13 protein-coding genes and 3 pseudogenes are annotated in these 25140 nt (G+C 75.9%); 3 read left to right on the top strand and 13 right to left on the bottom strand.

From position 1 onward, the window contains the following. Window positions 1-42: 42 nt before the first annotated feature. The 3 genes from ACS04_RS18495 to ACS04_RS18485 form a co-directional block, all read right to left on the bottom strand. Window positions 43-825, bottom strand: coding sequence for an ABC transporter ATP-binding protein (locus tag ACS04_RS18495; RefSeq protein ID WP_048477756.1), 783 nt, complete (start codon window positions 823-825; stop codon window positions 43-45). A gap of 190 nt (window positions 826-1015) precedes the next feature. After that, window positions 1016-2284, bottom strand: a complete 1269-nt coding sequence (locus tag ACS04_RS18490) for a sensor histidine kinase (RefSeq protein WP_209441722.1) — start codon at window positions 2282-2284, stop codon at window positions 1016-1018. Window positions 2285-2289: 5 nt separating this feature from the next. Continuing rightward, entirely contained in the window at window positions 2290-3012 is a 723-nt protein-coding gene (locus ACS04_RS18485; RefSeq protein WP_245236441.1) for a response regulator transcription factor, read from the bottom strand. A gap of 438 nt (window positions 3013-3450) precedes the next feature. Here ACS04_RS18485 and ACS04_RS18480 point away from each other — a divergent pair, with 438 nt between their 5' ends. The 3 genes and pseudogenes from ACS04_RS18480 (at window position 3451) to ACS04_RS18470 (ending at window position 5554) form a co-directional block, all read left to right on the top strand. Next, on the top strand, window positions 3451-3861 hold the full coding sequence (locus ACS04_RS18480) for a VOC family protein (RefSeq protein WP_048477772.1): 411 nt from the start codon (window positions 3451-3453) through the stop codon (window positions 3859-3861). A gap of 31 nt (window positions 3862-3892) precedes the next feature. Continuing rightward, a pseudogene (locus ACS04_RS18475) lies at window positions 3893-4111 on the top strand (AraC family transcriptional regulator); the annotation flags it as partial. Between the two features lie 162 nt (window positions 4112-4273). After that, on the top strand, window positions 4274-5554 hold the full coding sequence (locus tag ACS04_RS18470; RefSeq protein WP_048477754.1) for an ROK family transcriptional regulator: 1281 nt from the start codon (window positions 4274-4276) through the stop codon (window positions 5552-5554). A 9-nt stretch (window positions 5555-5563) separates the two neighbouring features. On the opposite strand, the gene ACS04_RS18465 is transcribed toward ACS04_RS18470, so the two are convergent. The 10 genes and pseudogenes from ACS04_RS18465 to ACS04_RS40275 all read right to left on the bottom strand — a co-directional run. Further along, the gene (locus ACS04_RS18465) at window positions 5564-6337 is read right to left on the bottom strand and encodes a CAP domain-containing protein (RefSeq protein ID WP_048477753.1); all 774 of its coding nucleotides are present in this window, start codon (window positions 6335-6337) and stop codon (window positions 5564-5566) included. Between the two features lie 440 nt (window positions 6338-6777). Beyond that, a complete protein-coding gene (locus ACS04_RS18460; RefSeq protein ID WP_048477770.1) occupies window positions 6778-8031 on the bottom strand; it encodes an alkaline phosphatase family protein in 1254 nt (417 codons plus the stop codon). A 68-nt stretch (window positions 8032-8099) separates the two neighbouring features. Next, window positions 8100-9086, bottom strand: coding sequence for a galactokinase (locus tag ACS04_RS18455; RefSeq protein WP_245236436.1), 987 nt, complete (start codon window positions 9084-9086; stop codon window positions 8100-8102). Continuing rightward, a complete protein-coding gene (locus tag ACS04_RS18450; protein WP_048477752.1) occupies window positions 9083-11008 on the bottom strand; it encodes a class I SAM-dependent methyltransferase in 1926 nt (641 codons plus the stop codon). The genes ACS04_RS18455 and ACS04_RS18450 overlap by 4 nt, the downstream gene beginning before the upstream one ends. Next, complete coding sequence (locus tag ACS04_RS18445) at window positions 11005-12168, bottom strand: glycosyltransferase (protein ID WP_048477751.1); 1164 nt, start codon at window positions 12166-12168, stop codon at window positions 11005-11007. The genes ACS04_RS18450 and ACS04_RS18445 overlap by 4 nt, the downstream gene beginning before the upstream one ends. After that, complete coding sequence (locus ACS04_RS18440; RefSeq protein WP_063839284.1) at window positions 12165-13028, bottom strand: alpha/beta fold hydrolase; 864 nt, start codon at window positions 13026-13028, stop codon at window positions 12165-12167. The genes ACS04_RS18445 and ACS04_RS18440 overlap by 4 nt, the downstream gene beginning before the upstream one ends. Window positions 13029-13035: 7 nt before the next feature. Next, window positions 13036-13392, bottom strand: coding sequence for an acyl carrier protein (locus ACS04_RS18435; protein ID WP_048477750.1), 357 nt, complete (start codon window positions 13390-13392; stop codon window positions 13036-13038). After that, complete coding sequence (locus ACS04_RS18430) at window positions 13376-17908, bottom strand: type I polyketide synthase (protein ID WP_053080818.1); 4533 nt, start codon at window positions 17906-17908, stop codon at window positions 13376-13378. The genes ACS04_RS18435 and ACS04_RS18430 overlap by 17 nt, the downstream gene beginning before the upstream one ends. After that, a pseudogene (locus ACS04_RS40440) lies at window positions 17901-18725 on the bottom strand (SDR family NAD(P)-dependent oxidoreductase); the annotation flags it as partial. The gene ACS04_RS18430 and the pseudogene ACS04_RS40440, both read right to left, overlap by 8 nt. Before the next feature lie 869 nt (window positions 18726-19594). Continuing rightward, window positions 19595-25064: pseudogene (locus ACS04_RS40275) on the bottom strand (beta-ketoacyl synthase N-terminal-like domain-containing protein); the annotation flags it as partial. Window positions 25065-25140: the final 76 nt, after the last annotated feature.

Here is a 25140-nt window from a genome sequence, read left to right as displayed (position 1 = left end):
GAACGAGGGATGCGGGAAGTACGGGGGCGGGTGCGCGGGGGGTCAGCTGGTGCGGACGCGGGAGTCGAGCGCCTTCATCCGGTCCAGAACCCGGTCCGGGGTGGGGCGGGACATCTCGTCGACCAGCCGGCCGTCGGAGAGGAAGACGACGCGGTCCGCGTAGCCGGCGGCGACGGGGTCGTGGGTCACCATGACCACGGTCTGGCCGAGCTCGCGCACCGAGTCGCGCAGGAACCCGAGGACCTCCGCCCCGGCGCGGGAGTCGAGGTTGCCGGTGGGCTCGTCGCCGAAGATGATCGAGGGCCGGGAGACCAGGGCGCGGGCGACCGCCACGCGCTGCTGCTGGCCGCCGGACAGCTGTCCGGGCCGGTGGCCGAGCCGCTGGGAGAGGCCGACCATGGAGACCACGCGGTCCAGCCACTGCTGGTCGGGGCGGCGGCCGGCGATGCTCAGCGGCAGCGTGATGTTCTCCAGCGCGGTCAGGGTCGGCAGCAGGTTGAACGCCTGGAAGATGAAGCCGATCCGGTCGCGGCGCAGCTCGGTCAGCTGCCGGTCGCCCAGGGTGCTCAGCTCGGTCGTGCCGATCCGGACGGAGCCGGAGCTGACGGAGTCCAGCCCGGCGGCGCAGTGCATCAGCGTGGACTTGCCGCAGCCGGACGGGCCCATGATCGCGGTGAACTCGCCCTCCCGGAAGGAGACGCTGACCCGGTCCAGGGCGACGACGCGGGTGTCGCCGCTGCCGTGGACCTTCGACAGGTCGCTGGTGGCGGCGGCGAACCCGGTCGTCGGGTGCGGCGCGAGGGCGTCAAAGGGGGCGGTGGTCACGGGGACTCCTCTTCGGTGCGGGTGGATGCACTTCGAAGGGTGTCCGGGACGTGTATCGGGGCCGGGGGCCGCCGTGTATCGGCGTGCGCGCCGCTTCGTATCGGTTGTGCGGCAGGTGCGCGGGGCGGCGGTCGGGGGTGCCGGTGAGGTGGGCGGCGCAGCGGTCGGGCGGCCCCGGGCGCGGGGCCCGTCAGGAAGCGGGCAGGTGCAGCGTGGCGACGGCGCCGCCGTCCGGGGCGTTGTCCAGGCGCAGCTCGGCGCCCAGGACCCGGGCCTGGCCCAGGGCGATGGTCAGGCCCAGGCCGTGGCCCGAGCCGCGCTCCGCCGCGCCGGTGTGGAAGCGGCGCGGGCCTTCGCGCAGCAGGTCCGGGGGGAAGCCCGCGCCGTGGTCGCGCACGACGACGCTCCGGCCCTCGACGGTGACCTCGACCGGGGCGGCCCCGTGCCGGTGGGCGTTGACGACGAGGTTGCCGACGATCCGTTCGAGGCGGCGCGGATCGGTCTCGACGGTCTCGGCGTCCGCCGCGCCCCGGGCACCGGTGACGGTCACGGGCGCGTCGAAGCCGGTGCGCGCGACGGCCTCGCGGACGACCGCGGCGAGCGGTACGTGGGCGCGGACGGCATGCTCCGCGCCCGCGTCGAGCCGGGAGATCTCCAGCAGGTCCTCCACCAGGGCGCGCAGATCGCGTACGCGGCCCCGGACCAGGTCCTCCGTCTCCCCGGCCGGCAGCAGATCGGTGGCGGCCAGCAGCCCGCCGACCGGGGTGCGCAGCTCGTGGGCCACGTCCGCGGTGAACCGGCGCTCGGTGCGCAGCCGCCGGCCGAGGCTGTCCGCCATGAGGTCGACGGTGGCGGCGATCTCGGCCACCTCGTCGCCTCCCTTGGTGGGCCCGGTACGGGCGTCCAGGTCACCGGCGGAGATCCGGCCCGCCGTCTCGGAGACCCGCCGCAGCCGGCGGCCCAGCAGTCCGGCCCCCCAGGCCGCAAGGGGCACGGCAGCCGCGAGCGAGACCAGCGAGGCCACGGCCATGCTCATGTCGAGTCGGCGCAGGTCGTGCAGTTCCGGGCTCATGTTGACCTGGACGGCCAGCACCGGGCTGCCCGGTCCGGCGATCCGCTGGGCAGCCCAGACGCTCGGCCCGACGTTGTCGTCGATCCGCCCGTCGTAGGCCGTGTGCCGCTCGCCGTCGATCGGCCCGCGCAGTACGGCGGGCAGGTCGGCGGGGTCGAGCCGGGCGCCGCCCGTCAGCGCGCCGGTGTGGCGGTAGGCGTCCATGGCCGAGTACACGCCGTTGAAGGCTCGCATCCCGGCCCGGCTGCGGATGTCGCTCGCGGTCCACACGTGGACGAGTACGCCGACGGCCACCGCGACCAGGCAGGCGGTGGCCGCGGCCAGCGCCGCGATCTTCCAGCGCAGGGAGACGCGGTCCGGCCGGGGCAGGCGGCGGTACGGGCGCACCGTACTCAGCGCCTGAGCTTGTAACCGAAGCCGCGGACGGTCTCGATCCGGTCGCGGCCGAGCTTGCGGCGCAGCCGCTGCACGCACAGGTCCACCACCCGGCTGTCGCCGTCCCAGCCGTAGTCCCAGACGTTGCGCAACAGGGTGTGCCGCTCCAGTACGACGCCGGGGTGCGCGGCGAACTCCAGCAGCAGCTTCAGCTCGGTGGGGGTCAGCGCCACCGGGCTGCCGGAGACGAAGACCTCCAGGCCGCCGGTGTCGAGGGTCAGGTCCCCGAAGACCAGCAGGTCGCCCTCGCCCTCACCGGCGCCGGCCTCCGCCGCCCCGGCGGCGCGCCCGGCCGCCGCGGCGGGGGGCGCGTACGTCGCGCGGCGCAGCAGCGAGCGGATGCGGGCCACGAGGACGTAGGTGTCCACGGGCTTGACGACGTAGTCGTCGGCTCCGGCCTCCAGGCCGGCGACGATGTCGAGCCCGTCGCCGCGGGCGGACATCATGAGGATCGGGACCAGGCTGGTCTCCCGGACCCGGCGGCACAGGCCGATGCCGTCCAGACCGGGCAGCATCACGTCCAGGATCAGCAGGTCGAAGCCGTGGTCGCCGGAGCCGGAGTCGTCCCGGACCTCGCCCGTGTCCCCGTCGCGGAAGCGCTCCAGCCCCGCGAGGCCGTCGGCCGCGGCCTCGACCCGGTAGCCGTAGCGTTCGAGGGCCACCGTGAACGACCTGCGCATCAGCTCGTCGTCCTCCACCAGCAGCACGCGCACCGGGCGCGCGGGATCCGGGGCGGGGGTGGACGAGGGCACGGGGACGACTCCTGTGAGGGCGGAGGGGCGGGGCGGCGGCGGCCCGAAAGGAACGATACGGCAGGTGTCGGGCGCGGCGGCGGCGCCGCAGAGCGGCCTCCCGCTCCGATGGACGACCGAGCGCTTCCTGATACGCGGCGGATACAAACCCCGCCGCGCAGGCGCTCTGGTTGCCGCTCCGGCGCCGCGGGTCTTGACTGAAACGCATGGACGAATCACGCCGGGCCTGGCTCATGATCTTCGGCATCCTCTTCGTCATCTTCGCCGACCTCGCGGCGATCGTCCTGATGAACACCGTCGGAAAGTGACCGGCGAACGATCAGGAACGGAGAAGCGCGGGCCGTCCGTCCCACCTACCGTGTGGTCATGGACATCACCATTCACACGAGCTCCCTGCCGCATGACGATCCGGAGGCCGCGCTGGCCTTCTACCGGGACACCCTCGGGTTCGAGGTCCGCAGCGACGTCGGCCAGGGCAGGATGCGCTGGATCACGGTGGGCCCGGCCGACCAGCCCGGCACCTCCATCCTCCTGGCGCCCCCCGCCGCCGATCCCGGCATCACCGAGGACGAGCGCCGCACCATCACGGAGATGATGGCCAAGGGCACGTACGGCTGGATCCTGCTGGCCACCCGGGACCTCGACGCCACCTTCGAGAAGGTCCGGGCCGCCGACGCCGAGGTCGTCCAGGAGCCGACCGAGCAGCCGTACGGCATCCGCGACTGCGCCTTCCGCGCCCCCGCGGGCAACCTGATCCGCATCCAGGAGCTCCGCTGAGCCGCCACACCGAGATGAGGGGGGTTCCCACATGTGCAATCCCGCGTGGGGGCGCGCGCTCACCCAGGCGCAGCGCCTGAAGGACTTCGCCCGGCTGCGCCGCGTCCGCGACCGGATCGACCGGGAGTGCGCGCAGCCGCTGGACATCGAGGCGCTCGCCCGTGAGGCGGGCATGGCCGCCGAAGACCTCAGCCGCGGGTTCCGGCTCGCGTACGGGAAGTCTCCGGACGCCTATCTCGTGGCGCGCCGCGGCTTCGCCGGGCCGGTGCGCCTGCCGGTGCCGGTGCCGGTGCCGGCGCGCCAGGCGGACCGCCTCGGCTGACCCCGCCTCCCGTCGCCGGGCCACCCCGCTGCTCGCGTACGCGAAGGTGCGCCGGTCAGGGCCCACGGCCCGGGCAACGGCGCCGGTACTATGGCGGGAAGATCTTCTGACGGCCGACCAGGGGTACGAGTGACGAACCGAGCACCCGGTGTACCCCGGGTCCTGCGCACCTTGAACGACCGGACGGCCCTGGAGCTCCTGCTGGAACAGGGGCCGCTGTCCCGGGCCCAGATCGCCCGCCTGACCGGTCTGTCCAAGCCGACGGCCTCGCAGATGCTGGCCCGCCTGGAGGAGTCCGGACTCGTCGTGGCCGGCGGCACCTCCGCCGGGCACCCCGGCCCGGGCGCCCTGCTGTACACCCTCAACCCGGCGGCCGCGTACGTGGCCGGGCTCGACGTGACCCCCGGCCTGATCCGGACGGCGGTCGCGGACCTCACCGGGCGGACGATCGGCACGTACGAGCTGACCGCCCCCGAGCGGTGCGGCGACGAGGTCGACCAGGTGAGCGCGGCCGTCGAGGGCGCCGCGCGGGCGGCCGGGCTCACCTCCGGGGCCATCCACCGGGTCGTCATCGGTGCGCCGCGCTCCTTCGACCACCGCGAGGGCCGGCTCCGCTACCCCAGCCACCTGCCGGGCTGGCGGTCGAGCACCCTGCTGGAGGAGCTGGCCGCCCGCCTCCCGATGCCCGTCGACTGCGAGAACGACGTCAACCTCGTCGCCATCGCCGAGGGACGGACCGGAGCGGCCCGCGGCTACGAGGACTTCTTCCTGCTCTGGAACGAGGAGGGCATCGGCGCCGCCATGATGTTCGGGGGCCGCCTGCACCGCGGGCGTACGGGCGGGGCCGGCGAGGTCGGCTTCATGCCCGTGCCCGGCACCCCGCTGGTGCGCAATCCCGAGGTGGCCGAGACGGGCGGGTACCAGGACCTCGCGGGCTGCCACGCGGTGCCCGCGATGGCGCGCAGACTCGGCATCGGCCCCGTCGCGGACGGCGCGGAGCCGCACCCGGGCACCGGAGGCCGCGGTGCGGCCGATCCGGCGCTCGACGAGGCCATGGCCATCCTCCGGCGGGCCGCGACCGAGGCCGAAGGCCCGTACCGCAGGCTGCTGGAGGAGTTCGCGACCGGGGTCGCCACCGGCCTGTCGGCGATCGCCGGCGTGCTCGACCCGGAGCTCGTCGTCCTCTCCGGCGGGGTCTTCCTCGCGGGCGGCGAGCCGCTGCGCGCCCTGGTCGAGGCCGAACTCGCCGAACTCTCCGCCTCCCAGCCGCCGCTGGTGCTCGGCGACATCCGCGAGCACCCCGTCCTGCGCGGGGCACTGGAGTGCGCCCTGGCCACGACGCGGGACGAGGTGTTCGACACCTCCCGCTAGCGGGAGGTGTCAGCGGGCCGTACCGAAGTCCTGCGTCCAGTAGGAGTTCGGCTGCGCGAGGCCGACGCCGATCTCCTTGAAGGCACAGTTGAGGATGTTCTCGCGGTGGCCGGGGCTGTTCATCCAGCCCGTCATGACCTGCTCGGGCGTGCTGTAGCCGTACGCGACGTTCTCGCCGTACGTCATCCAGCTGAAGCCGCTGCGGGTGATGCGCTCGCCGGGGTCGGAACCGTCGGAGCCGGTGTGCGACATGGTGGAGTGCGCGGCCATGTCCTGGCTGTGGTTCAGCGCGGCGGCCGTCAGCTTCGGATTGACGGTGAGCGCCGAGCAGCCGGCCTTGGCCCGCTCCTGGTTCACGAGGGCCACCACCTCCGCCGCCGGGCCGGAGGCCCCACCGGTCGGGGCGGTCGGCTGCTGCGCGGTGGGCGCGGGCTTCGGCTTCGCCGGGGCCGGGCGTACGGTCTTCACCGCGGTCGGCTGCCGCGTCGGCTCGGTGGCCGGCCGGGTCGGCTCCGGGGCCTGCGTGGTCGGAGCGGCCGGCGGGGGCGTCGCGGTATCGGCCGGGAGCGGATCCTGCGCCGGGTCCGCCAGCGTCCGGACGGACTCGGAGGGCGAGGGCGCGGTGTGGGAGGGGCGCATGCCGTGCCTGCCGCCGGCCTTCGCCCCACCCGCCTCGTTCGTGTGCAGGCATGCCATGGCGGCGGTGGGGATGCCGACGAGGCCCAGGGTGACGGCGGCGATGGTTATTTTCTTGTAGTGCGTCTTCTTGCGGTGCTTGTGCATGCGTGACCTCACGTGGTTTCTGCGATGCGTCCTGCGCCTGAGCTGCTGGAGCGCGGGGGCCGGGCCGCCATTCTTAGAAGCCCCGGAACGGGCTGGCAAGTCTCGCCGGGGGGAGGCGGGACAGGGCCGGGCGCCGGGCTTGAAAAGGGCGGACGGTCGTGCTGACCGGGTGGCCGGCCGACCGCGTGAGATCGCGATTCCCCCTCAGACACCGCTGTGACGTGGCCAGTTGCCACGGGCGGCGTTCACCTTTGACACGCCCATGTCGGGTGAAGAGGGGAATGTCGATTCGAGTGGGACAAATATCGACATGTCGGGGACGGTTGGGCGGACGTAATGCTTCCGTGATCAGTTGCGCCGTGGTGATGCATGTCACTGTTTCGCGTGGAACCATGCGGGGCTCCGGGGGCGGGTGGTGTGCGCCCGCCCCCGGCCGCTCCTCAGAACCAGTTGGTGGTGAGGGGGAAGGTGGTGGTGGCGGTGGTGGGTGTGGTGTCGGTGGCGGTTGCGGTGATCTGGAGGGTTCCGGTGGCCCAGGGTTTGCCGGTGATGCGGCCGGTGTTGGTGTCGAGGGTGAGTCCGAAGGGGAGTCCGGTGGCGGTGTAGCGGATGGGGGGTTTGCCGCCGGTGGCGGTGAGCTGGATGGTGCAGGTCCGGTTGAAGGTGCAGGTCTGGGGTCCGGGGTCGGCCAGTTTCAGATCGCCGGAGGTGGGAGTGGGGGTCGGCGTGGGAGTCGGAGTGGGAGTGGGAGTCGGAGTGGGGGTCGGGGTCGGCGAGCCGTCGAAGACCTCCGTGATCGGCTGGACGTTCGCCGCGTTGCCCGCGTGCGTCGCCGTGCCGAACAGGTCCTCGAAGGTGCGCAGCAGGTGGTGGTGGTTGAAGGCGGTGGCGTACGTGCCGGTCTTCACCTTCGCCCCGTGGAACACCGTGGCGATCTGGTTGGAACCGAGGTAGTTGTCCTCGTCCCAGGTGAGCACCAGCAGGCTGTTGTTGGCCTTCGCCCACTGCGCGTACGCGTCCAGGTTGTTCTTCGTCCAGGTGTCACCCGTGTTCACGGAGCACGAGTGCATGTCGTTGCACTGGTTCGGTACGACGAAGGACAGGTCCGGCAGCGCCGCGAAGTTGTTCTGCGGGAATTGCGCCCAGGTCTTCCCGGTGTTCAGCGGCACGTTCCTGAAGGCGAACCACGGGTTGTGCTTCTGCGCGTACTGCCCGTTGGTGCAGGCCGTGGACCCCTCGGCCGGCAGGTCCTCGTTGTACGTCGCGAAGGTCTTCCCGGCCGCGATCAGCTCCTGGCCGAGGTTGGCCGCGCTCATCGACTGCGGGGTGTAGCAACCGTCCCCGGTGATGCCCTGGGTGGCACCGGAGAACAGGTTGAAGTAGTTCGGCTGGCTGGGGTGGGTCAGCGCCTTCATGCCGGTCAGGCTCGCGCCACCGCCTGCGAGCTGGTTGACGTACGGGGCGTTGGCGCTGCCGATGATCTCCCCGTACTGCTTGTTCTCGAAGACGACGACCACCACGTGGTCGTACACCGGCAACGCGGCGGCCGCGGGCGTCCGCGAGCTCGCCGGGTCCGTCTCGGCCGCCTGTGAGCCGGCCACGGTGAACGCGCCCAGCAGGCAGAGCGTGCCGAGCGCGGCCACCAGCGCGGACCGGAGGGCCCCGCGTCTCGTGGCGGCCATGGGTGAGGGCATGAGCGGTTCCTCCTGGCTGTGGATGGTGATGTGGATGGGGCGGGGGGTGTTCGTTCCTCGCGGGTGGGTCATTCCTCCCGCCGGGCCGCACCGGCCACGGCGATGTTCAGGAAGCGGGGCACCGGACGCCCCCGGCCGCGGAAGTCCTCCGCCACCGCGGCCCGTACCGCCGCCGTCCGCGACGCGGGCAGCAGCACCAGCACGCTCCGCCCCGGCCCGCGCCCGGGCGGCCAGGCGCTCAGCGCCCCCGCCCGGCGGGCGCGGGCCACCGCCCGGGACAGCTCGCCCTCCCACTCCGCGGGATCGCCGCGGACCGCGAGCAGCACCAGCCGCGACCCCGAGGCGAGCGGGTCGAAGCCGACGTGCCGCCGCCCCTCCCCGGCGTCCGGCAGCAGGGCCTCGCCCGGCCGGGCGAACAGCACCGCCGCGCGCAGCGCGTCGTCGCCCTCCGGCAGCGCCCGCGCCAGCAGCCGGGCCAGCGCCTCACGGTCGGGCTCCGTGTCCGCCGGGGCGTGTACGTCGGCCACCGCGAGCGCCATCGCGCACTCGGCGGGCTCCGCCGTGGCCAGCCCGGCGGCCTCCGTAAGCGAGCCCTGGAGGTGGAGGTCGGTCCCGCCGCGCCCGTACCCGGCGCGGGCGAGGGCCCGCAGCAGGGCGTACGGGCGCACGGCCCAGGCGGGGGCTGCGGGCGGCGGCCCGTCCGGGGCCAGCGGCAGATCGCAGCTGTCGGCGGGGTGCCCCAGGGAGCTCAGCCGCACCAGCCCGTCCGTACGCGGCGCCGCGGCGGCCGCCACCGGCCAGCCCGCCGCGGCGACCAGTCCGGGTGGTTCGAGGTGGAAGGCGTACGGGGCACTCCAGACCGCGGCCGGCGGCCGACCGTGCGCGGCCTGAAGTGCGTAGGCGACGAGCCGGAACAGCGGATCGGCGGTCGCCCGCCGGGCGAGGTCCGGAGGCACGGGACCGACGGGCGGGGGCCCGACGGGATCCGGGCCGACGGGGCCGGGGCCGGGCGGTACGGGCGGGGCCGGCGTGGCGCCGGCCCGGGGCGCCGTCACCGGTCCTCCCCGAGCGCCGGGCGCGGACCGCCGTCCAGGCGGGCCAGCAAGCGGTAGGCGTTCCCGCCGTCCGTGCGCCGGGCCACGGCCGTCCGCAGCGCGTCGAGCGCCGCCGCGCCGGCGAAGCAGGGCAGCGCCGCCGCCCGTACGGCGTGCGCCAGCGCCCGCCCGCGGCGCGTGGCCGGGGGAGCCCACGGGCGGTCCGGATCCGGTGCCAGCCGGGTGGTGGTCAGGGCCACCGCGCCGAAGAAGTCGTTGCCCTGGTGGGCGGGGCCGTGCTCCTCGGCCAGAACGGTGAACCCGCGGTCCGCCAGCGCCCCGCGCAGGTTCGCCGCCGGCATCAGGTGCTGGTGCTGCGGCTGGAACCACGGCAGCCACGCCGATCCCAGCAGCCGCGCCATCCGCGATTCGGGGTCGGGCAGTTCGATCGCCAGGAACCCGCCGGGAGCCAGGACGGCGGCCGCGGTGTCCAGTTCGGTGAGCGGATCCCGGGTGTGCTCCAGGTAGTGGTACATGCTGACCACCTCGTACCGGCCGGCCAGCTTCTGCGCGAACTCCGGGAACTGGCCCTGGAACCCGGTCTCCACCCAGCCGCGCCGCTCGGCCTCGGCGACCCCGTCGCCCATGTCCAGTCCGTCGAAGCGGGTGTCCGGCCAGACGCCCCGCGCCACGTTGCAGAAGTGGCCGTGCCCGGTGCCGACGTCGAGCCACGAGCCCGGTGCGTCCACCGCGTGCGGGCGGAGCATCTCGGCACGCGCCCGGTACGAGTCGCCGAGCCGGCCGAACACCGTTCCGGCGCCCTCCCCGCCGCGCCCGTCGTAGAAGTCCCGGTAGTAGAACTCCAGGCCGTCCGGGGTCAGCCGGGGGTTCTGGAAGACGTGGTGGCAGTCCGCGCACTGCTCCAGCGCGAACCGGCCGGGCTTGCCCTGGAGGAGATCGGGCACCCGCACGCGCACGGACAGCCGCCGGGACCCGCACCAGGGGCAGTCGGTCCGCCGCGGCTCCAGGAACCGGTCGGTGCCGAAGGCCAGTTCGGCCCGGTACGCGGCCGTGCGCGCGGCGTCGGCGTCGGCGCTCGCCCCGGCGTCGTCGGGCGTGCGCAGGACCGCGGCGGCCGTACGCACGGCGGCGCCGAGGGCGCGGGCCGGCCGGGCGGCGGTGGCCCCGGCGAGGTCGGCGGGGCGCAGCCGGGTGCCGGACCCGCCGAGCACCAGGTACGGCTGGAGCCAGTACAGGCCGGCCGCGGCGGCCCCCCACCGGCCCTGGCGCCCGGCGAGCCCGGCCAGCAGCGCCAGCCCGGCGAACTGCGCGCCGGCCAGCACCCCCGGCGGCAGCCCCTGGGCCCGCAGTTCGGCCGCCCGTGCCGCCCCCGCAGGGTCCACGGACCGCCCGACGGACAGCGCGGGGGCGATGGCCAGGCCCGTGGAGTCGGCGGCGTACTCCTTCAACCGGCGGAGCAGCGCCATCAGATCCGCCGGCTCTCGGCAGCCGGCCCCCTGCGGACCCGTTGCGGCCAGGTCCACCCCGGCCCTCGCCAGCACCTCCTCCGCGACGAGCACCGCGTACCCGGCCCCGCGCCCCTCCGCGAGCCGGTCCTCCTCGTACCCGGCCGGGTCGACCAGCCGCAGCAGTCCCAGCGCCCGCTCGGCGGCGAGGTCGGCGGGCAGCAGGTCCAGCACCCGCAGGCCCTCCCGGCCGGCGTGCGCGCAGGCCGCCAGGAACGTGGCCGGGTCCACCTCGACCCCGCGCGCGGTCAGCAGCTGCCATCCCGCGGCGCGCGGCAGCCCGTCCACGGCCGTCGGCGGCGCGGGCAGCACGGGGATCGTCCGGAGCCGGCGCCGGGCGCGCACCGTACCGGCGCCGAGCGCGGCCAGCGTGAGCGCGGAGGTCCACCGGACCCGGCGGAAGGGGGGAGGTGTCATGACAGCTTCTCCAACCGGTCGGCCGCGGCGGCGGCCCCGCCGGCCGCGGCGAAGGAGGCCTGGATCCGCCGGGCGGCCCGGCGATGACCGGGATCGTCCAGCACGGCCGTGAGCGCGTCACACAGTTCCTCGGCCCGGGTCCGGCCGAACCGCACCCGCACCCCGGCCCCCGCCTCGACGACCTGACGGGCGACGATCGGCTGGTCGTCGCGGATCGGCGCGACCACCAGCGGCAGCCCGTACGCGAGCGCCTCGCAGACCGTGTTGTGCCCGGCGTGGCTGACCACGGCGTCCAGGTGCGGCAGCAGCTCCAGCTGCGGGACCCGCTCCTGGAGCAGTACGTTCCCGGGCGCCGGCCCGACCAGCGAGGGGGGTGCGACGACCACCAACTGCACGGTGTCGGAAAGCCGTTCGGCCGCCTTCAGTACGGTGGCGTAGAACCGGCCGCCGGCCTCCTGGTTGAGGGTGCCCAGCGAGACCAGTACCCGCCGCCGCTCCGGATCCAGTCGCTGCCACGGGAAGTGGGCGGCCGCCGGGCGGGCCCCGAACGCGGGTCCGACGAAGGCGTGGTGCGCGGGGAACTCCGCGCCGACCCCCACGAGTTCGGGCGTGGAGAAGACGATGACCAGCCGCTCTGAGAACCGCGGGTCCCAGTGCGCGCCGGGCATCCCGCAGGCGGCCAGGAATCCGGAGATCTGCCCGGACACCCACTCCCCGACCTTGGGGAAATCGGCGAAGGGCCGGGTCAGCTCGGCCGACGTACTGGCCGAGGTGGCCCAGGGGATCCCGAGCCGCCGGGCGACCACCGGACCGGCCAGCGCCTGCTGGTCGGCGACGAGCAGATCCGGCTCGAAGACCCGTGCTGCTCGCGTCACCCCGGCCACCATCGCCAGCCCCAGCGGGACCAGCGCCTCCTCCCACAGGAAGCGCAGGGCGCCGACCCCGCGCAGATCGCGCCAGCGGTCGTGCAGGGCCGCGTAGCCGCCGCCCGCCTCGTCCCCGGCGGGCAGGACGCGGGCGTGGGCGGGAAGCAGCCGGGCCAGCGCCCCGGCCGGACCCGCCCAGGCCACCTCGTGCCCCCGCGCGGCCAGTTCGGCGCCGACCGCCACGGTCGGGTTGACGTGCCCCGCCAGCGGGGGGACGGTGAACAGCACCCTCATCGGACCAGAGCTCCCGCCCGCGGTGCGCGCGCCGTCCGGGCCGCGCCCGTCGCGGTCATCGCCGCCGCCGTCGCCGTCGCTTCGAGATGGGCGAGTACGGTCTCCCGCAGGACCCCGCTGCTCTCCTTGAGTACGTCGTGGCCCAGGCCCGGCAGGATCTCGATCGTGGCGTGGGGCGCGTGACGGGCCAGTTCCAGCGCGCCCGGGACCAGTTCGGAGTGCTCGCCGCAGATGATCCGGGTGGGGCAGTCCAGCCGTGCGTAGTCGGCCGCCGTGAAGGTGCGGCTCGCCGCGATGTCGTCGATCAGACTGGTCCGGTTGAGCAGTTCTTCGGCGGTCGAGGTCAGATTGGCCGCCTTGCGCAGGCGGAGGGTGAGCAGCTCGGCGGGGACCGGACTGTCCTCCAGGCTGAGCGCGGCCGCCGACAGGGTGTCCACCATGTTCTCCACCCAGGCCCCGCTCAGCGGTGGTTCGAGCAGGGTCAGCCCGGCGACGAGGTCCGGGCGGGCGAGGGCGGCGTGCAGGGCGAGGGTGCCGCCGTAGCTGTTGCCGACCAGGTGCACCGGGCGGTGCCCGAGCTCCAGCGCGCCGAGCAGGGCGATGAGATCGCGTACGGCGGTCCGGCTGTCGTAGCCGGTGGCGGGGCGCTCGGTGCGGCCGTGGCCGCGGAGGTCGTAGAGGACGGCCTCGTGGCCGGCACGCGCCACCGGCACGGCCAGGGGACAGTAGAAGGACGACAGGTTGTCCACGACCAGCCCGTGCAGGAACACGACGACGGGACCGGCGGGGCCGACGGCCCCGGCGGTGGCCGGGAGCCGCTGGACGTGGAAGCGGATCGAGTTCGCGGTGACGAAGGCCATGGCGGGCTCAGCCGGCCGTGCGCGTCGCGGAGGCCGTCGCTTTCGCCGTGGCCTCGGCCGCGGCCTGGGACGTACGGGCGAGGGAGGCGCGGGTGACGTGCCCGATGTGGGTGACGAGGTCGCCGACCGACATGGCGAGGATCGCGTCCATGTCCTTCTCCGCCAGGAAGCCCATCAGGTCCACCTCGGACCCGTACCGCTCGTACAGCAACTCCGCGAGCGCGACGAACTCGATGCTCTCCAGGGCGAGATCCTCGTTGAAGCTCGTACTCATGGTGACCTCCTCCGCGATGAGGAACTCGTCGCCGAGGATCTCCACGAGCATGCCGGTGATCTCGGCGAGGACGTCAGTGGTGGTGGCCATGGCTGGTCTCCGTGAGGTGGAAGGGGACGGGGGAGGGGGCCGCGGGGTGGGCGGTCCAGGCGACGAGGTACTCGCCGGGGCCGGGGCCGGGGCCGGTCTCGCTCCCGGTCCCGGCGGAGGGCAGTGCGGTGGTGCGGACCGGGTACGGCCGCCCCTCGGGCGACAGCACCAGCAGCCCACCGGATGCGGGGTCCCCGGTGACCCGCCAGTCCCGGGGCCGGCCGCCGAGCCCGGTGCCGGCGGCCTTGGCGGCGGCCTCCTTCGCGCACCACAAGGCGGTGAGGGAGGCCGGCAGCCCGGAGCCCCCGCGGGCGGCCAGCTCCTCGGCGAGGAGCAGCTCGGCCGGGGTGAGCGCTATCCGGATCAGCGCGTCGGGGTCGGCGGTCACCGGTTCCACGTCGATGCCGACGGGACGCGACGGGTCGGCGAGGGCCACGGCCACCCGCTCCTTGTGCGCGATCGACAGCCGGAACCCGGCGGCCAGGGAGCCCCCGGCCACGGGCCGCCCGGCCGGGTCGTTGCCGACCGGGACCTCCACCGGGAAGACGGGACCCGCGCCCCCGTCCCAGAGCAGCTGCCGCAGCGCGTCCTTGGCGGCGATCCGGCCCAGCAGCCACGGCGCCCGGGCGCGCGGCGCCAGCCGCTCGTACACCGTGCGCTCGGCGGCGCCGAGGTAGCGGCGCATCACGAGCTCCTGCGATGCGGGGTCCGTCCACCGGCGGCGGGCCAGAGTCCAGCCGGCGGGCTGGGGTTCCCCGATGCCGCACACCTCGGGGGTGAACTTCATCGGCCAGACCCGCTCGTCCGCCCCGAAGCGGCGGTACGTCCAGCCCTCGATCCGGGCCCACAACCGGTCCGCGGCGTCGAGGAGTTCGAGATCGCCGCGCACGGTGACGTCGCTGACCTCCCGGATCCGGGCGGTGGCCGTGACCAGGGCGTGCGGCGGGGGCGGGGGACCGTAGAACCGGATCCGGTCGACGGTGGCGGGGAAGACCAACCGGTCCACGGGGAGCCGTAGTTGCATCCAGTGCCCGAAGAGCTGCCCGGCGGCGTCCAGCAGGGCGCCCGGGTCGGGGAGGGCGCGCAGGACCCCGTGGATGCCGTCCGATCCGACGGTCCGGACCTCGTGGACCCCGGCGAAGCGCGGTCCGTGGAACATCCACCGGTCCCGGTACAGGGCCTCGGCGCTGACGGGGGCGGGGCCCGGATCGCGCAGCGGTGCGGGGTCGGGCGCGGGCGGCCGCGCGTGGCCGGGGCCGAGCAGGACGACGACGGAGGCGTACGGGCCGATCCCGACCCGGATCCGTCCGGGGCCGTCGGCGCGGACGTCGACCTCGACGTCGAGGGCGGGCGCGGCGGGGAGCCAGCGCATGGCCCGTACGTCGTCGTAGCCGAGGAGGGCGGCGCCCGGCGGGGCGCAGCGCCGGGCCGCGTCGGCGGCCAGCTCCAGCATGGTCGTCATCGGCACGACGGGGAACCGGTCGGAGTCCTCCGGCCAGCCGTCCGGTTGCAGGTACACGCAGTGGTCGCGGACGCAGGGCAGCGCGTCGAGCGATACGCGCAGCCGCAGCCGGAGCTGCGGCCGCCCGGCCCGCGGCGTGGGCGGCATGGGCGCAGGCGCCGGCCGGCCGGGCTGCGCCGGGTGCGGCGGCACCGGCCCTCCCGGCTCGGACGCGGGCAGCGGTACGGGCCGCGCCGGCCCGCCCGGACCGGCCGACAGGCTGCCCAGGCGGGCCCGGGCCGCTTCGCCGAGGTGGACCAGCGGAGAGCCGAGGTCCAGGGGGACGGGTCGTCCGCGTACGGCCTTGCGGGCGGCGACGGCGGCAACGGCGGCGTCGTCGTCGGGGGCGACCGGCGCGGCAGCAGCGATGGCGGGGGCCGGGTCTCCCAGGCGGTCCCAGCGCGGCGCGTGGCCCTCGGCCCACAGCGCGGCGCAGGTGCGCCGCAGGGCGGCCAGTCCCGACAGGCGCGGGGAGGACGTGGCCACCGAGAGGTGGGGGCGCTCCCGCAGGGTGTCCTCCACGAACCCCGGCAGGCTGCCCGGCCCCATCGTCACGAACGTCCGGACCCCCGCCTCCTCGTACAGGCGCAGTGTCAACTCCCGGAAACGGACCGGCTCCAGCAGGTGCCGCACCACCAGCTCCCGTACCTCCGACGGCCCGTCCGGGAACGGCGCACACGTCGTCGCCGACCACACCGGCAGGTCACCCCGCCGCAGCGGCAGCCGCGCGAACGCCGCCCGGACCTGCCCCAGGTACGGCTCCCACATCGGGGTGTGGAACCCCGAACGGAACGGCAGCTCCTGGCCCAGGATCCCCTCCCGGCGCAGCCGCTCCAGGACCTGTTCGACCCCCGCGGGGTCCCCGCACACCACCGACTGGTGCGGGCAGTTGTCGTGGCTCAGCACCACCCCCTCCAGGCCGTGCAGCGCGGCCAGCGCCCGGTGCGCCCCGCAGCCCAGCGCCCCGTACACGAGGTCCGGGACCTTCAGCGCCCCCGGCTTCAGCGAGTCCAGGAAGGAATCGGCCGCGCCTTTCGGGTACATCCCGCCGGCCACCATCGCCGCCCACTCGCCGAGACTGTGACCGGCCAGCACGTCTGCCCTCAGCCCGAGTTCCGGCAGGACGCGGGCGAAGAACCGGCCTGTGGCGAGGGCGTCCAGAGCCCGCTCCATCAGCTCGGCACCCCGGCCGAGTCGGGGCCGCTCCAGTCCCAGCCGGTCCGCGACGTCGTCGAGCACCGGCGCGAACTCGGGCTCCAGGCCGGGGAACAGGAACGCCGTGGCCCCGCCCAGCGGCTCCGGGGTGAACCACACGTCCCCCCGCCCCCGCCAGGCCCGGCCGCGCGCCACCGCCTTCGCGGCGAGCGCGAGGCGCTGCGGGGTCGGCCCGAGCACGGCCAGCCGGCACGGCCCGTCGCCCGCCGACGCCGATCCGGCGGCCAGCAACCGCGCCAGCTCCGCCGGGCCGTCCGCGCCGAGCAGCAGTACGTCCTCCCGCCAAGCGGCCCCCACCACCGGCCCGCCCGCGGAGCCCAGGGACAGGGAGCGGCGTACGGGCGGCGCGGACGCGGTGGAACCCGGGGCCTCCTCCGGCACCGCGTGCGCGTTGATCCCGCCGAAGCCGAACGCGTTGACCCCCGCCCGGCGCGGCTGCGGCCCCCGCTCCCACGGCTCCGCCGCCGTGACGGGCCGCATCCGGGTCCGGGCCAGGTCCGCGTGCGGCTCCTCCAGATGGAGGGTCGGCGGCAGCACCCCCTCGTACACGGCGAGCGCCGCCTTGATCAGCCCCGCCATGCCGGAGGCCTGCATCGTGTGCCCCACCATGGACTTCACCGAGCCGAAGCCGATCCGGGGCGCCCCGACCGCCTCGGGGGCGCCGAACACCTGTGACAGCGTGTCCAGTTCGGCCGCGTCGCCCACCGGCGTACCGGTGCCGTGCGCCTCCAGCAGCCCCAGCGCGCCCGGGGCCCGCGGGTCCAGACCGGCCTGGTGCCACGCCCGCTCCAGCGCCCGTACCTGGCCGGCGACCAGCGGGCTCATCAAGCTGGCCGCCCGGCCGTCCCCGGCCACGCCGGTGCCGCGGATCACCGCGTAGATCCGGTCGCCGTCCCGTTCCGCGTCGGCCAGCCGCTTCAGCAGGACCACGCCCGTCCCCTCGGACAGCAGCGTTCCGTCGGCCCGCCGGTCGAAGGGCCGGATCAGCTCGCTCGGGCTCAGCGCGCGCAGCTGAGTGAACACGCTCCACAGGGTGGCGATGTGGCAGTGGTGGACCGCTCCCGCGACCACCGCGTCGCACCGCCCGCCGGCCAGCAGCCCCACCGCCTGGTCCACGGCGAGGAGCGAGGAGGCGCAGGCCGCGTCGAGGGTGTAGGCGGGGCCGCGGAAGTCCAGCCGGTTGGCGGTCCGGGCCGCCGTGAAACTCGGCACCAGTCCGATCGAGGCGTCCGGGCGCTCCGGGCCCAGCGCGTCCTGGAAGGCGGCCCGCACCTCGGCGATCCGCCGCTCGCCCAGCTCCGGCGCCAGCTCGCGCAAGGTCTGCGCCAACTGGTGTGCGGTGCGAACCCGTTGGTCGAGCCGAGCCGTCGCCACCCCCATGAACCCGCCGCGCCCCAGCACCACCCCGATCCGCGAGCGGTCCGCCGGCAGCCGGTCCTCGCCGCCCGCGTCGGCGATCGCCTCGGCGGTTGCGTGCAGGGCCAGCATCTGGTCCGGCTCGGCCCCCTCCACGGCGGCCGGCATGATCCCGAACCGGGTCGGGTCGAACGCCGCGAGCCCGTCGACGAAGCCGCCGCGCCGACAGTAGAACCGGTCCCCGCGAACCGGCCCGGTGGCGCCCGCCGGGTCGTAGTACACCTCCGGATCCCAACGCCCCGGCGGAACCTCGGAGATGCAGTCCGTACCGGCGAGCAGATTGCTCCGGTAGGCCGCGAGGTCGGCGGCGCCGGGGAAGACGGCGCCCATCCCGACGATGGCGGCGTCGGTCGGCCGGGGGCCGCGCCGCTGCCCCTCACGCATGGTCCGCGCCCCCCTCCGCCATGAGGACCACCTGTACGTCGCCGCCGTACGCGAGCTCCGCCAGGAAGGCGTCGGTTCCGGCCTCGGGGGAGATGAGCGGAACGCCGCGCCGGGCGTAGGCGCGCTCCAGCTCGGGCGTGACCATCCCGCCCGCCCCGGCGGCCCAAGGGCCCCAGTCGACGGACAGCACCCGGCCCCGGAAGGATTCGGCCCAGGTGAGCGCGAGCCCGTCGAGGGCGTCGTTCGCGGCGGCGTAGTCGCTCTGGCCCCGGTTGCCGTACACCCCCGCGACGCTGCCGAAGAGGGCCAGGAAGGCCGGAGCGGGGGAGGAGCCGTGCTCGGCGGCGGCCGCGGCCAGGTTCCGGGCGCCGGCCACCTTGGTGGTGAACACCTCCGTGAATGCCGCCGGTTCCTTGTCGCGGAGCAACCCGTCGCGCAGGGTCCCGGCGCCGTGCACGACGCCGTCGAGCCGGCCGTGCCGGGCCCGTACGTCGGCCACGACGGCCCGTACGGCCTGCGCGTCGGTGACGTCGGCGCAGTGGTACCGGACGGACGCCGCGACCCCGGCGAGCGCGGCCAGCGTGGCCCGTACCTCCCGCTCGGCCAGGATCCGCGAGGCCGCGGCCTCGATCTCGGCGGGCGTGCGCAGACCGCTCCCGATGAGGGCCGCACGCAGCGCCACCCGGTCCCCGGCGTGAACGAACTCGTCCTCGTGGACGGGTGGTTCGGGCGTCCGGCCCACCAACTCGACGTGACAGCCGGTGGCCCGGGCCAGAGCGACCGCGGTCCGGGCCGTGATCCCCCGGGCCCCACCCGTCAGCAACACGACGGACCCGGGCCCGAGAACGCTCCTGGCGAGCGCGACGCCCGGCGTTTCGACGGAGGGAGGGAGGGGAGCCGCTGCCGGGCGGCGGATGATCCGGACGCCCTGCGCGGTGTATCCGACCGAGGCGAGCCCCCCACCCCGGTCGCACAGCTCGGTGAGCAACTGGGCCGCCATCCGTGCCGGGTCCTCCTTGGGGTGGAGGTCGACGGCCCGGATCAGGGTGTCCGGGAACTCCAGGGCGGCGCTGCGGGCGAAGCCGTGCAGCCCGCTGTCGGGGGTGGAGCCGAGGACCAGCCGCCGGACACCGCCGGTGAGGGCGCGCCGGTACCCGGGGAAGGCGGTCGGGAGCACGGGCTCCTGGGCGGCCCGGAGCGCGGACAGGTCGACGATGCCGTCGAAGCCGGCGTCGGCCCCGGACACCACCTCCGCGCGGACCGCGTGCTCCTCCAGAGCCCCGCGGAGCGCGAGCGCCACCCCCTGCCCGTCATCGACGATCCCGATCCGCAGTCCCCGCAGCACACCGGGATCCCCCTCGGCCGCCCCGGCGGGCGCCTCGTCCACCCGCATCCGCACGAGCGCCGCGCCCGCTGCCGGGGCGGCGGGGGCCGGTGCCGACCCGGTCGGCGCTGCCGTTGCCGTTGCCGTTGCCGTTGCCGTTGCCGCTGCCGCTGCCGCTGCCTCTGCCGCTGCCTCTGCCTCTGCCTCACGCGCGGCCGGAGCCGGGGCCGTTCCCTCCGTGGGGGCCGCCAGCGCGGCGGCGTGGCTGATGACCCAGTCGACGACGCCGCGCAGGGTCTTGATCCGGGAGAGCTCCTCGACGGCCGACTCCGCGGAGCCGCCGGGCTCCGTGGGAAGCCCGATCCGGTCGGCGAGGGCGCCGATGATCTCGACCCGCTTGATGGAGTCGATGGAGAGGTCGGCCTCCAGGTCCAGCTCGGGGTCGAGCATGTCCCGCGGGTATCCGGTCCTGGTGTGCACGATCTCCAGGACGGCGTCCATCACCTCCTCGGCGGACCCCGCCCCGACCCGGCCTTCGCCACCGGGGTCGCCGGCAGCGGCCGGACCGCCGGCGTACCCCGCCGATTCGGCTCCGCCGATTCCCCCGGTGCCCGCTGCCCCCACCGTCCCGTGCCCGTTCGGCGTGACCTGTCCCGCGCCGGGCCACACCGGCGGGGCCTGCGGCACCGGCTGCCCGAAGGTGCCGGCCGTCCCGTGCCCGTTCACACCGGCTTCCCCGGCGTCGGTCCCCATCCACACGCCCGCCGGGATCAGTCCGTCCGTGCCCACGTCCCCGGCGCCGGGCCAGGCCTCGGCGCCCTCCGGGGCGGTCCCTGCCTGCCCGTTCATGCCGTATCCGGCGGTACCCGGCCAAGCCGGGGACTCCGCCGGGGCTGCCGGTCCGGCGGCCCCGTGGCCCAGATAGCCGAGCAGGACGGCCCGTTGGGCTTCGATCAGCTCACGGGAGCCGCGCAGGTACTCCAGAACCGCCTCGTGGCGACCGTCAGGCACCGCGGAGTCGGTGGGGGCCGGCGCCGGCCCGGGCGTCACGGGCCCGGGAGCACCCGGCCCCCACGGCGCGGCAGGCCCCCCGGGTGCCGAGGGCCGTGCCGGTCCGGGCGGCGCACCGGCCGCCGGCCACGCGGGTGGGGTGGGCGAAGGGGCCACCGGCGCCGCCGGGTACGGTACGGGGCCGCCCACCGGTTCCGGTACGGGACCGGAGGCGGCGGGGGACACGGACCGCCGCGCCACCGGCCCGGGCGTGACAGTGGATGCCGTGTGCCAGGTGAAGCCCCCGGCGGCCGATGCGACCCCTGCGGGCGCAGCCGCGCCCACCCCGGCGGGGTCCGCGTGCCGGGCGGGTTCGGGCACCGGTACCTCGCCGGGCGGTGTCTGCCACAAGACGCCGGCCACGGTCTCCGCGGCCGGCGCGGGGGCCCCCGCCGCCAAGGCCCCCGTCGCCACCGCGGCGTCCACGCGGCGGGGCGGCCGCAGGCCGCCCGGGACCGGGGTTCCCGCCGACGTCCGGGTCAGGTGGCCGTCCACCAGCCACCCCGGGCGGCGCGGGGCGCGGTCCGGGAGGGGGGCGGTGCGGCCCCGGAACAGCGCCTCCGGGGCGATCGGGACACCGGCCGCGGCCAGTTCGGCCAGGGCCGTGACCAGCCGGGCCAGCCCGTGCTCGCCCGGGACGTCCAGCGGGACCACCGTATGGGGGCGATCGGCGAGGATCCGGCCCACCAGCCCCGACAGGACCCGCCCCGGCCCCGCCTCCACGTACGTCCGCACCCCCGCCGCGTACATGGCCTCCACCTGGTCCACGAAACGGACCGGCTCCGCGAGCTGCCGCGACAGGAGGGCCCGTACGGCATCCGCGTCGGCCGGGTACGGCGACGCCGTCGTGTTCGACCAGACCGGGACGGCGGCGTCGGCCACCACCGTCCCGGCCAGCTCGGTCGACAGCGCGGCCGCCGCCCGCGCGACCACCGGGCTGTGGAACGCACAGGCCACCGGCAGGATCTGCGCCGAGATGCCCGCCGCGCTCAGCGATTCCACCGCCGCGGCGACCGCCTCCGCCGGGCCCGAGACCGCGCACTGGCGCGGGGCGTTGTGGTTCGCCACCACGCACCCGGCCCGCTCCGCGATCTCCCGTACCTCCTCCGGCGCGGCCGACACCGCCGCCATCGCCCCCGGGTCCTCCCCGGCGGCCGCCAGGATGGCCCCGGCCCGGCGCTCGCTCAGCCGCAGCAGGCTCTGCGTGTCGTACACCCCGGCCGCCCACAGCGCGGTGAGCTCCCCGTAGGAGTGCCCGGCCACGCAGTCCGGCCGTACCCCGAGCCGCCCCAGCAGCAGGTGCGCCGCGGCGCCCGCCAGTCCGAGCGCCGGCTGGGCGACGCGGGTGTCCGTGACCGCCGCCCGCTGCGCGGTACGCTCCTGCGCGGTGAACGCCGCATGCGGGAACACGGCCGAGACGACCGACCCCGGAGCCGAGTCCAGCAGGCCGCGCAGACCCGGGAAGGCCATGAACAAGTCGCCCAGCATCCCCACCCGTTGACTGCCCTGCCCGGGGAACAGGAAGGCCACCTGCCCCGGATCCGCGGACTCCTCCCGTACGTGGACCCCGTCGCCCGCGGTGAACCCCCGGGCCCGCTCCAGCCGGGCCGCCAGCTCGTCCGGGTCGGCGGCCACGACCGCCACCCGCACCGGCCCCGAGCCCCCGGCGCAGGCCTCCGCGGCCAGGTCACGCAGCGCCCACGGCCGCCCGGCCGCGTCGTTCTCCTCCAGCCGCGCCGCGAGCCGGGCCATCGCCCGCCCGGCCGCCCGCCGGTCCTCGCCGCGGAAGCAGAACAGCTCGGCCGGCCAGTCCTCCCGGCCCTGCTCCGGCTCCTGTGCCCCCGCGTAACCGGTCAGCACCGCGTGGTAGTTGGTGCCGCCGAAGCCGAACGCGCTCACGCCCGCGATCCGCCGCTCCACCGGCACCGCCCACGGCCGGGCCTCGGTGTCGAAGGCGAAGGGGCTGGTCTCGGCCTGCCAGGCCGGATTGGGCCGGTCGATGTGCAGGGTCGGCGGCCGGACCCCCGTGTGGACCGCCCGGGCCGCCTTGATCAGCCCGGCCAGGCCCGCCGCGCACTTGGTGTGCCCGAGCTGCGATTTCACCGAGCCCAGCGCGCACGAGCCCACCGCGGCCCCGGCCTCGGTGAACACCGCGCTCAGCACGCCCAGTTCCGTACTGTCGCCCACCACCGTGCCGGTGCCGTGCGCCTCGACCAGGCCCACCTCGCTCGGCGAGACGCCCGCGCGTGCGTAGGCTCGCTCCAGCGCCCGCCGCTGCCCTTCCGGCCGCGGCGCGGTCAGCCCGAGGGAGCGGCCGTCGCTCGACGCCCCTACCGCCTTGATCACCGCGTAGACCCGGTCGCCGTCCCGTTCCGCGTCCGCGAGCCGCTTCAGGACCAGCACGCCCACGCCCTCGCCGAGGGCGATCCCGTCGGCCGCGGAGTCGAACGGCCGGCAGCGCCCGCCCGGCGACAGGGCCCGCACCGAGGCGAACAGCAGGTAGTCGTTGATCCCGTTGTGCACGTCGGCGCCCCCGCACAGCACCATGTCGCTGTCCCCGTCCCGCAGTTGGCGGCAGGCGAGGTCCAGCGCGGCCAGTGAGGAGGCGCACGCGGCGTCGACCGTGCAGTTCGCGCCGCCGAGGTCGAGCCGGTTGGCCACCCGGCCCGCGATCACGTTGGCGAGGATCCCGGGGAAGGAGTCCTCGGTCAGCCGGGGGAGCTCCTCGTCCAGGGCGGGCGGGAGCTCGCCGAGGTAGGCCGGGTGCAGCGCCCGCAGCCCGTACGCGCCCGCCAGCTCGGTCCCGGCCTCCGCCCCGAAGACCACCGAGGTCCGCGAGCGGTCGAACTCCCGCTCCTTGCCGTAGCCGGCGTCGCGCAGGGCCCGCGCCGAGATTTCCAGGGCCAGCAGCTGCACCGGCTCGATCCCGGCCAGCGAGGACGGGGGGATCCCGTGCGCGAGGGCGTCGAAGGGCACCGGGTCCAGGAAGCCGCCCCAGCGCGAGGGCGTGCGCTCACCGGCACGCGCCGGGTCGGTGTCGTAGTAGAGCGCCGGGTCCCAGCGTTCCGCCGGGACCTCGGTCACCGCGTCCCGGCCCGCCAGGATCTGCGCCCAGAACGCGGCGAGATCGGGGGCGCCCGGATAGGCACAGGCCATCCCGACGATGGCGACGTCGAGCGGGTCGGCGGCCGGCCCGCAGGCCCGCTCCCCGGGGTCCGCGGCGGCCAGTTCCGCGGCCCGCCGCTCCAGCAACCGCGTCGCGTCTTCGGTCACCTGGGCGTGCAGGGCGGCGACCGTCGTGGTCCCGCGGCGCAGCGTGGCGGCCTGGCCGAGCATGAACAGCCCGTCCGCGTACTGCCGTTCCTCGTCCACGGCCTCCAGCTCCGCGCTCTCGCCCCGGCGCAGTCCCTTGCTGGCGATCCGCAGCCGCCCCAGGTTCAGCCGCTCCAGCTCCTCCCACATCTCGCGCGGTTCGGTGCCGCCCCGGGAGAGCCGCTGCCGGGTCTCCTCGAACGTGCGGGCGTAGGGCGTGTCGGCGCAGCGCGTGGCATGACCGGGCGCGGTGTGCAGCAGTACGGTGTCCGCGCACTCCAGCGCCGCACGCTGGAACCGGGGCGTGACCGCTCCCGCCGCCACGGCCTCCTCGGTGAACAGGTAGGCCGTGCCCATCAGTACGCCGATCCGGGCCCCCCGCTCGGCCAGCGGGGCCGCGGCCGCGACCGCCATCGCCGCGGACCGCTCGTCATGGATCCCGCCCGCGAACAGCACGTCCAGGGAACCGGGTTCGGGGCAGGCGAGCAGCCGCTCGATCTGCTCCTCCCACAGCGGGAAGGAGGCGCGCGGGCCCACGTGCCCGCCGCACTCCATCCCCTCGAACACGAACCGCCGCGACCCCTCGGCGAGATACCGCTCCAGGAGGCCCGGCGAAGGCACGTGCAGATGGGTCAGGGTGCCGGCGGCCTCCAGCGGGGCCGCCTGGGCCGGGGTGCCGCCGGCGATGATCGCGTACGGGGGCCGGGTGTCGGCCACGGCCGCCAGCTGCTCCCGCCGCAGCTCCGCAGGGGCGAAGCCGAGCAGTCCCACGCCCCAGGGCAGGTCCCCGAGCCGCTCCGCCGTCTCGGCCAGCAGGCGCCGTACGTCCGGCCCCTCCATCACCGCCAGCGCCAGGTACGGGACCCCGCCCGCGGCGGCCACCGCCTCCGCGAACGCCGCCTGGTCGCTGACCCGGGTCATCGGGCCCTGGGCGACGGGCCGGGCCGCCATCAGCGGCCGGGACCGCGCCACGGCCGCCAGATGCCCGGTGAGGGCCGCCCGGACGGCCCGGAGCACACCGCCGGTGGTGCGGTGGCGGGACGCCAGCCGGGCCGCGGCCGCCCCGTCCTGCCCGACGGGCAGCAGCTGCGTACGCAGGTCCCGGGTCCCGAGCAGGGCGGCGGCGGGCCCGTCCGGCGCGGGCAGGTCGGGCCGCGCGTACACCCGGTGCCCGTCCACCAGCCGGGTCTCCGAGCCGTCCATCGCCCGCAGCGCGGAGGCCACTTCGGCGGGCAGCTCGGCCGCGCCCTCGGTGGTCAGGGCCAGTTGTACGTCGAGCAGCACGCCCGAGGCTCCGCCCGCGAGGGCCGCGGCCGCCGTATGCGGGCCGATCCCGCCGCGGGCGATGACGGGCACGCCGACACCGGGCCCGGCGAGCAGCTGCTGGAGCAGGACGAAGGTGGTGGCCGCGCCCACCCGGCCGCCACCCTCGTGGCCCTTGGCGACGACCGCCCGGACCCCGGCGGCCACCGCCGCCCGCGCCTGCGCCGGGCCGGTGGCCTCGGCCCAGACCCGCGGCCGTCCGGGCCCCGAAGCCCAGGCGGCC

The sequence above is a fragment of the Streptomyces roseus genome (assembly GCF_001044425.1).
Classification (GTDB): Bacteria; Actinomycetota; Actinomycetes; order Streptomycetales; family Streptomycetaceae; genus Streptomyces; species Streptomyces roseus.
Note: the sequence above shows the minus strand (reverse complement) of the source record. Positions and strands in the feature narration are given on the sequence as shown.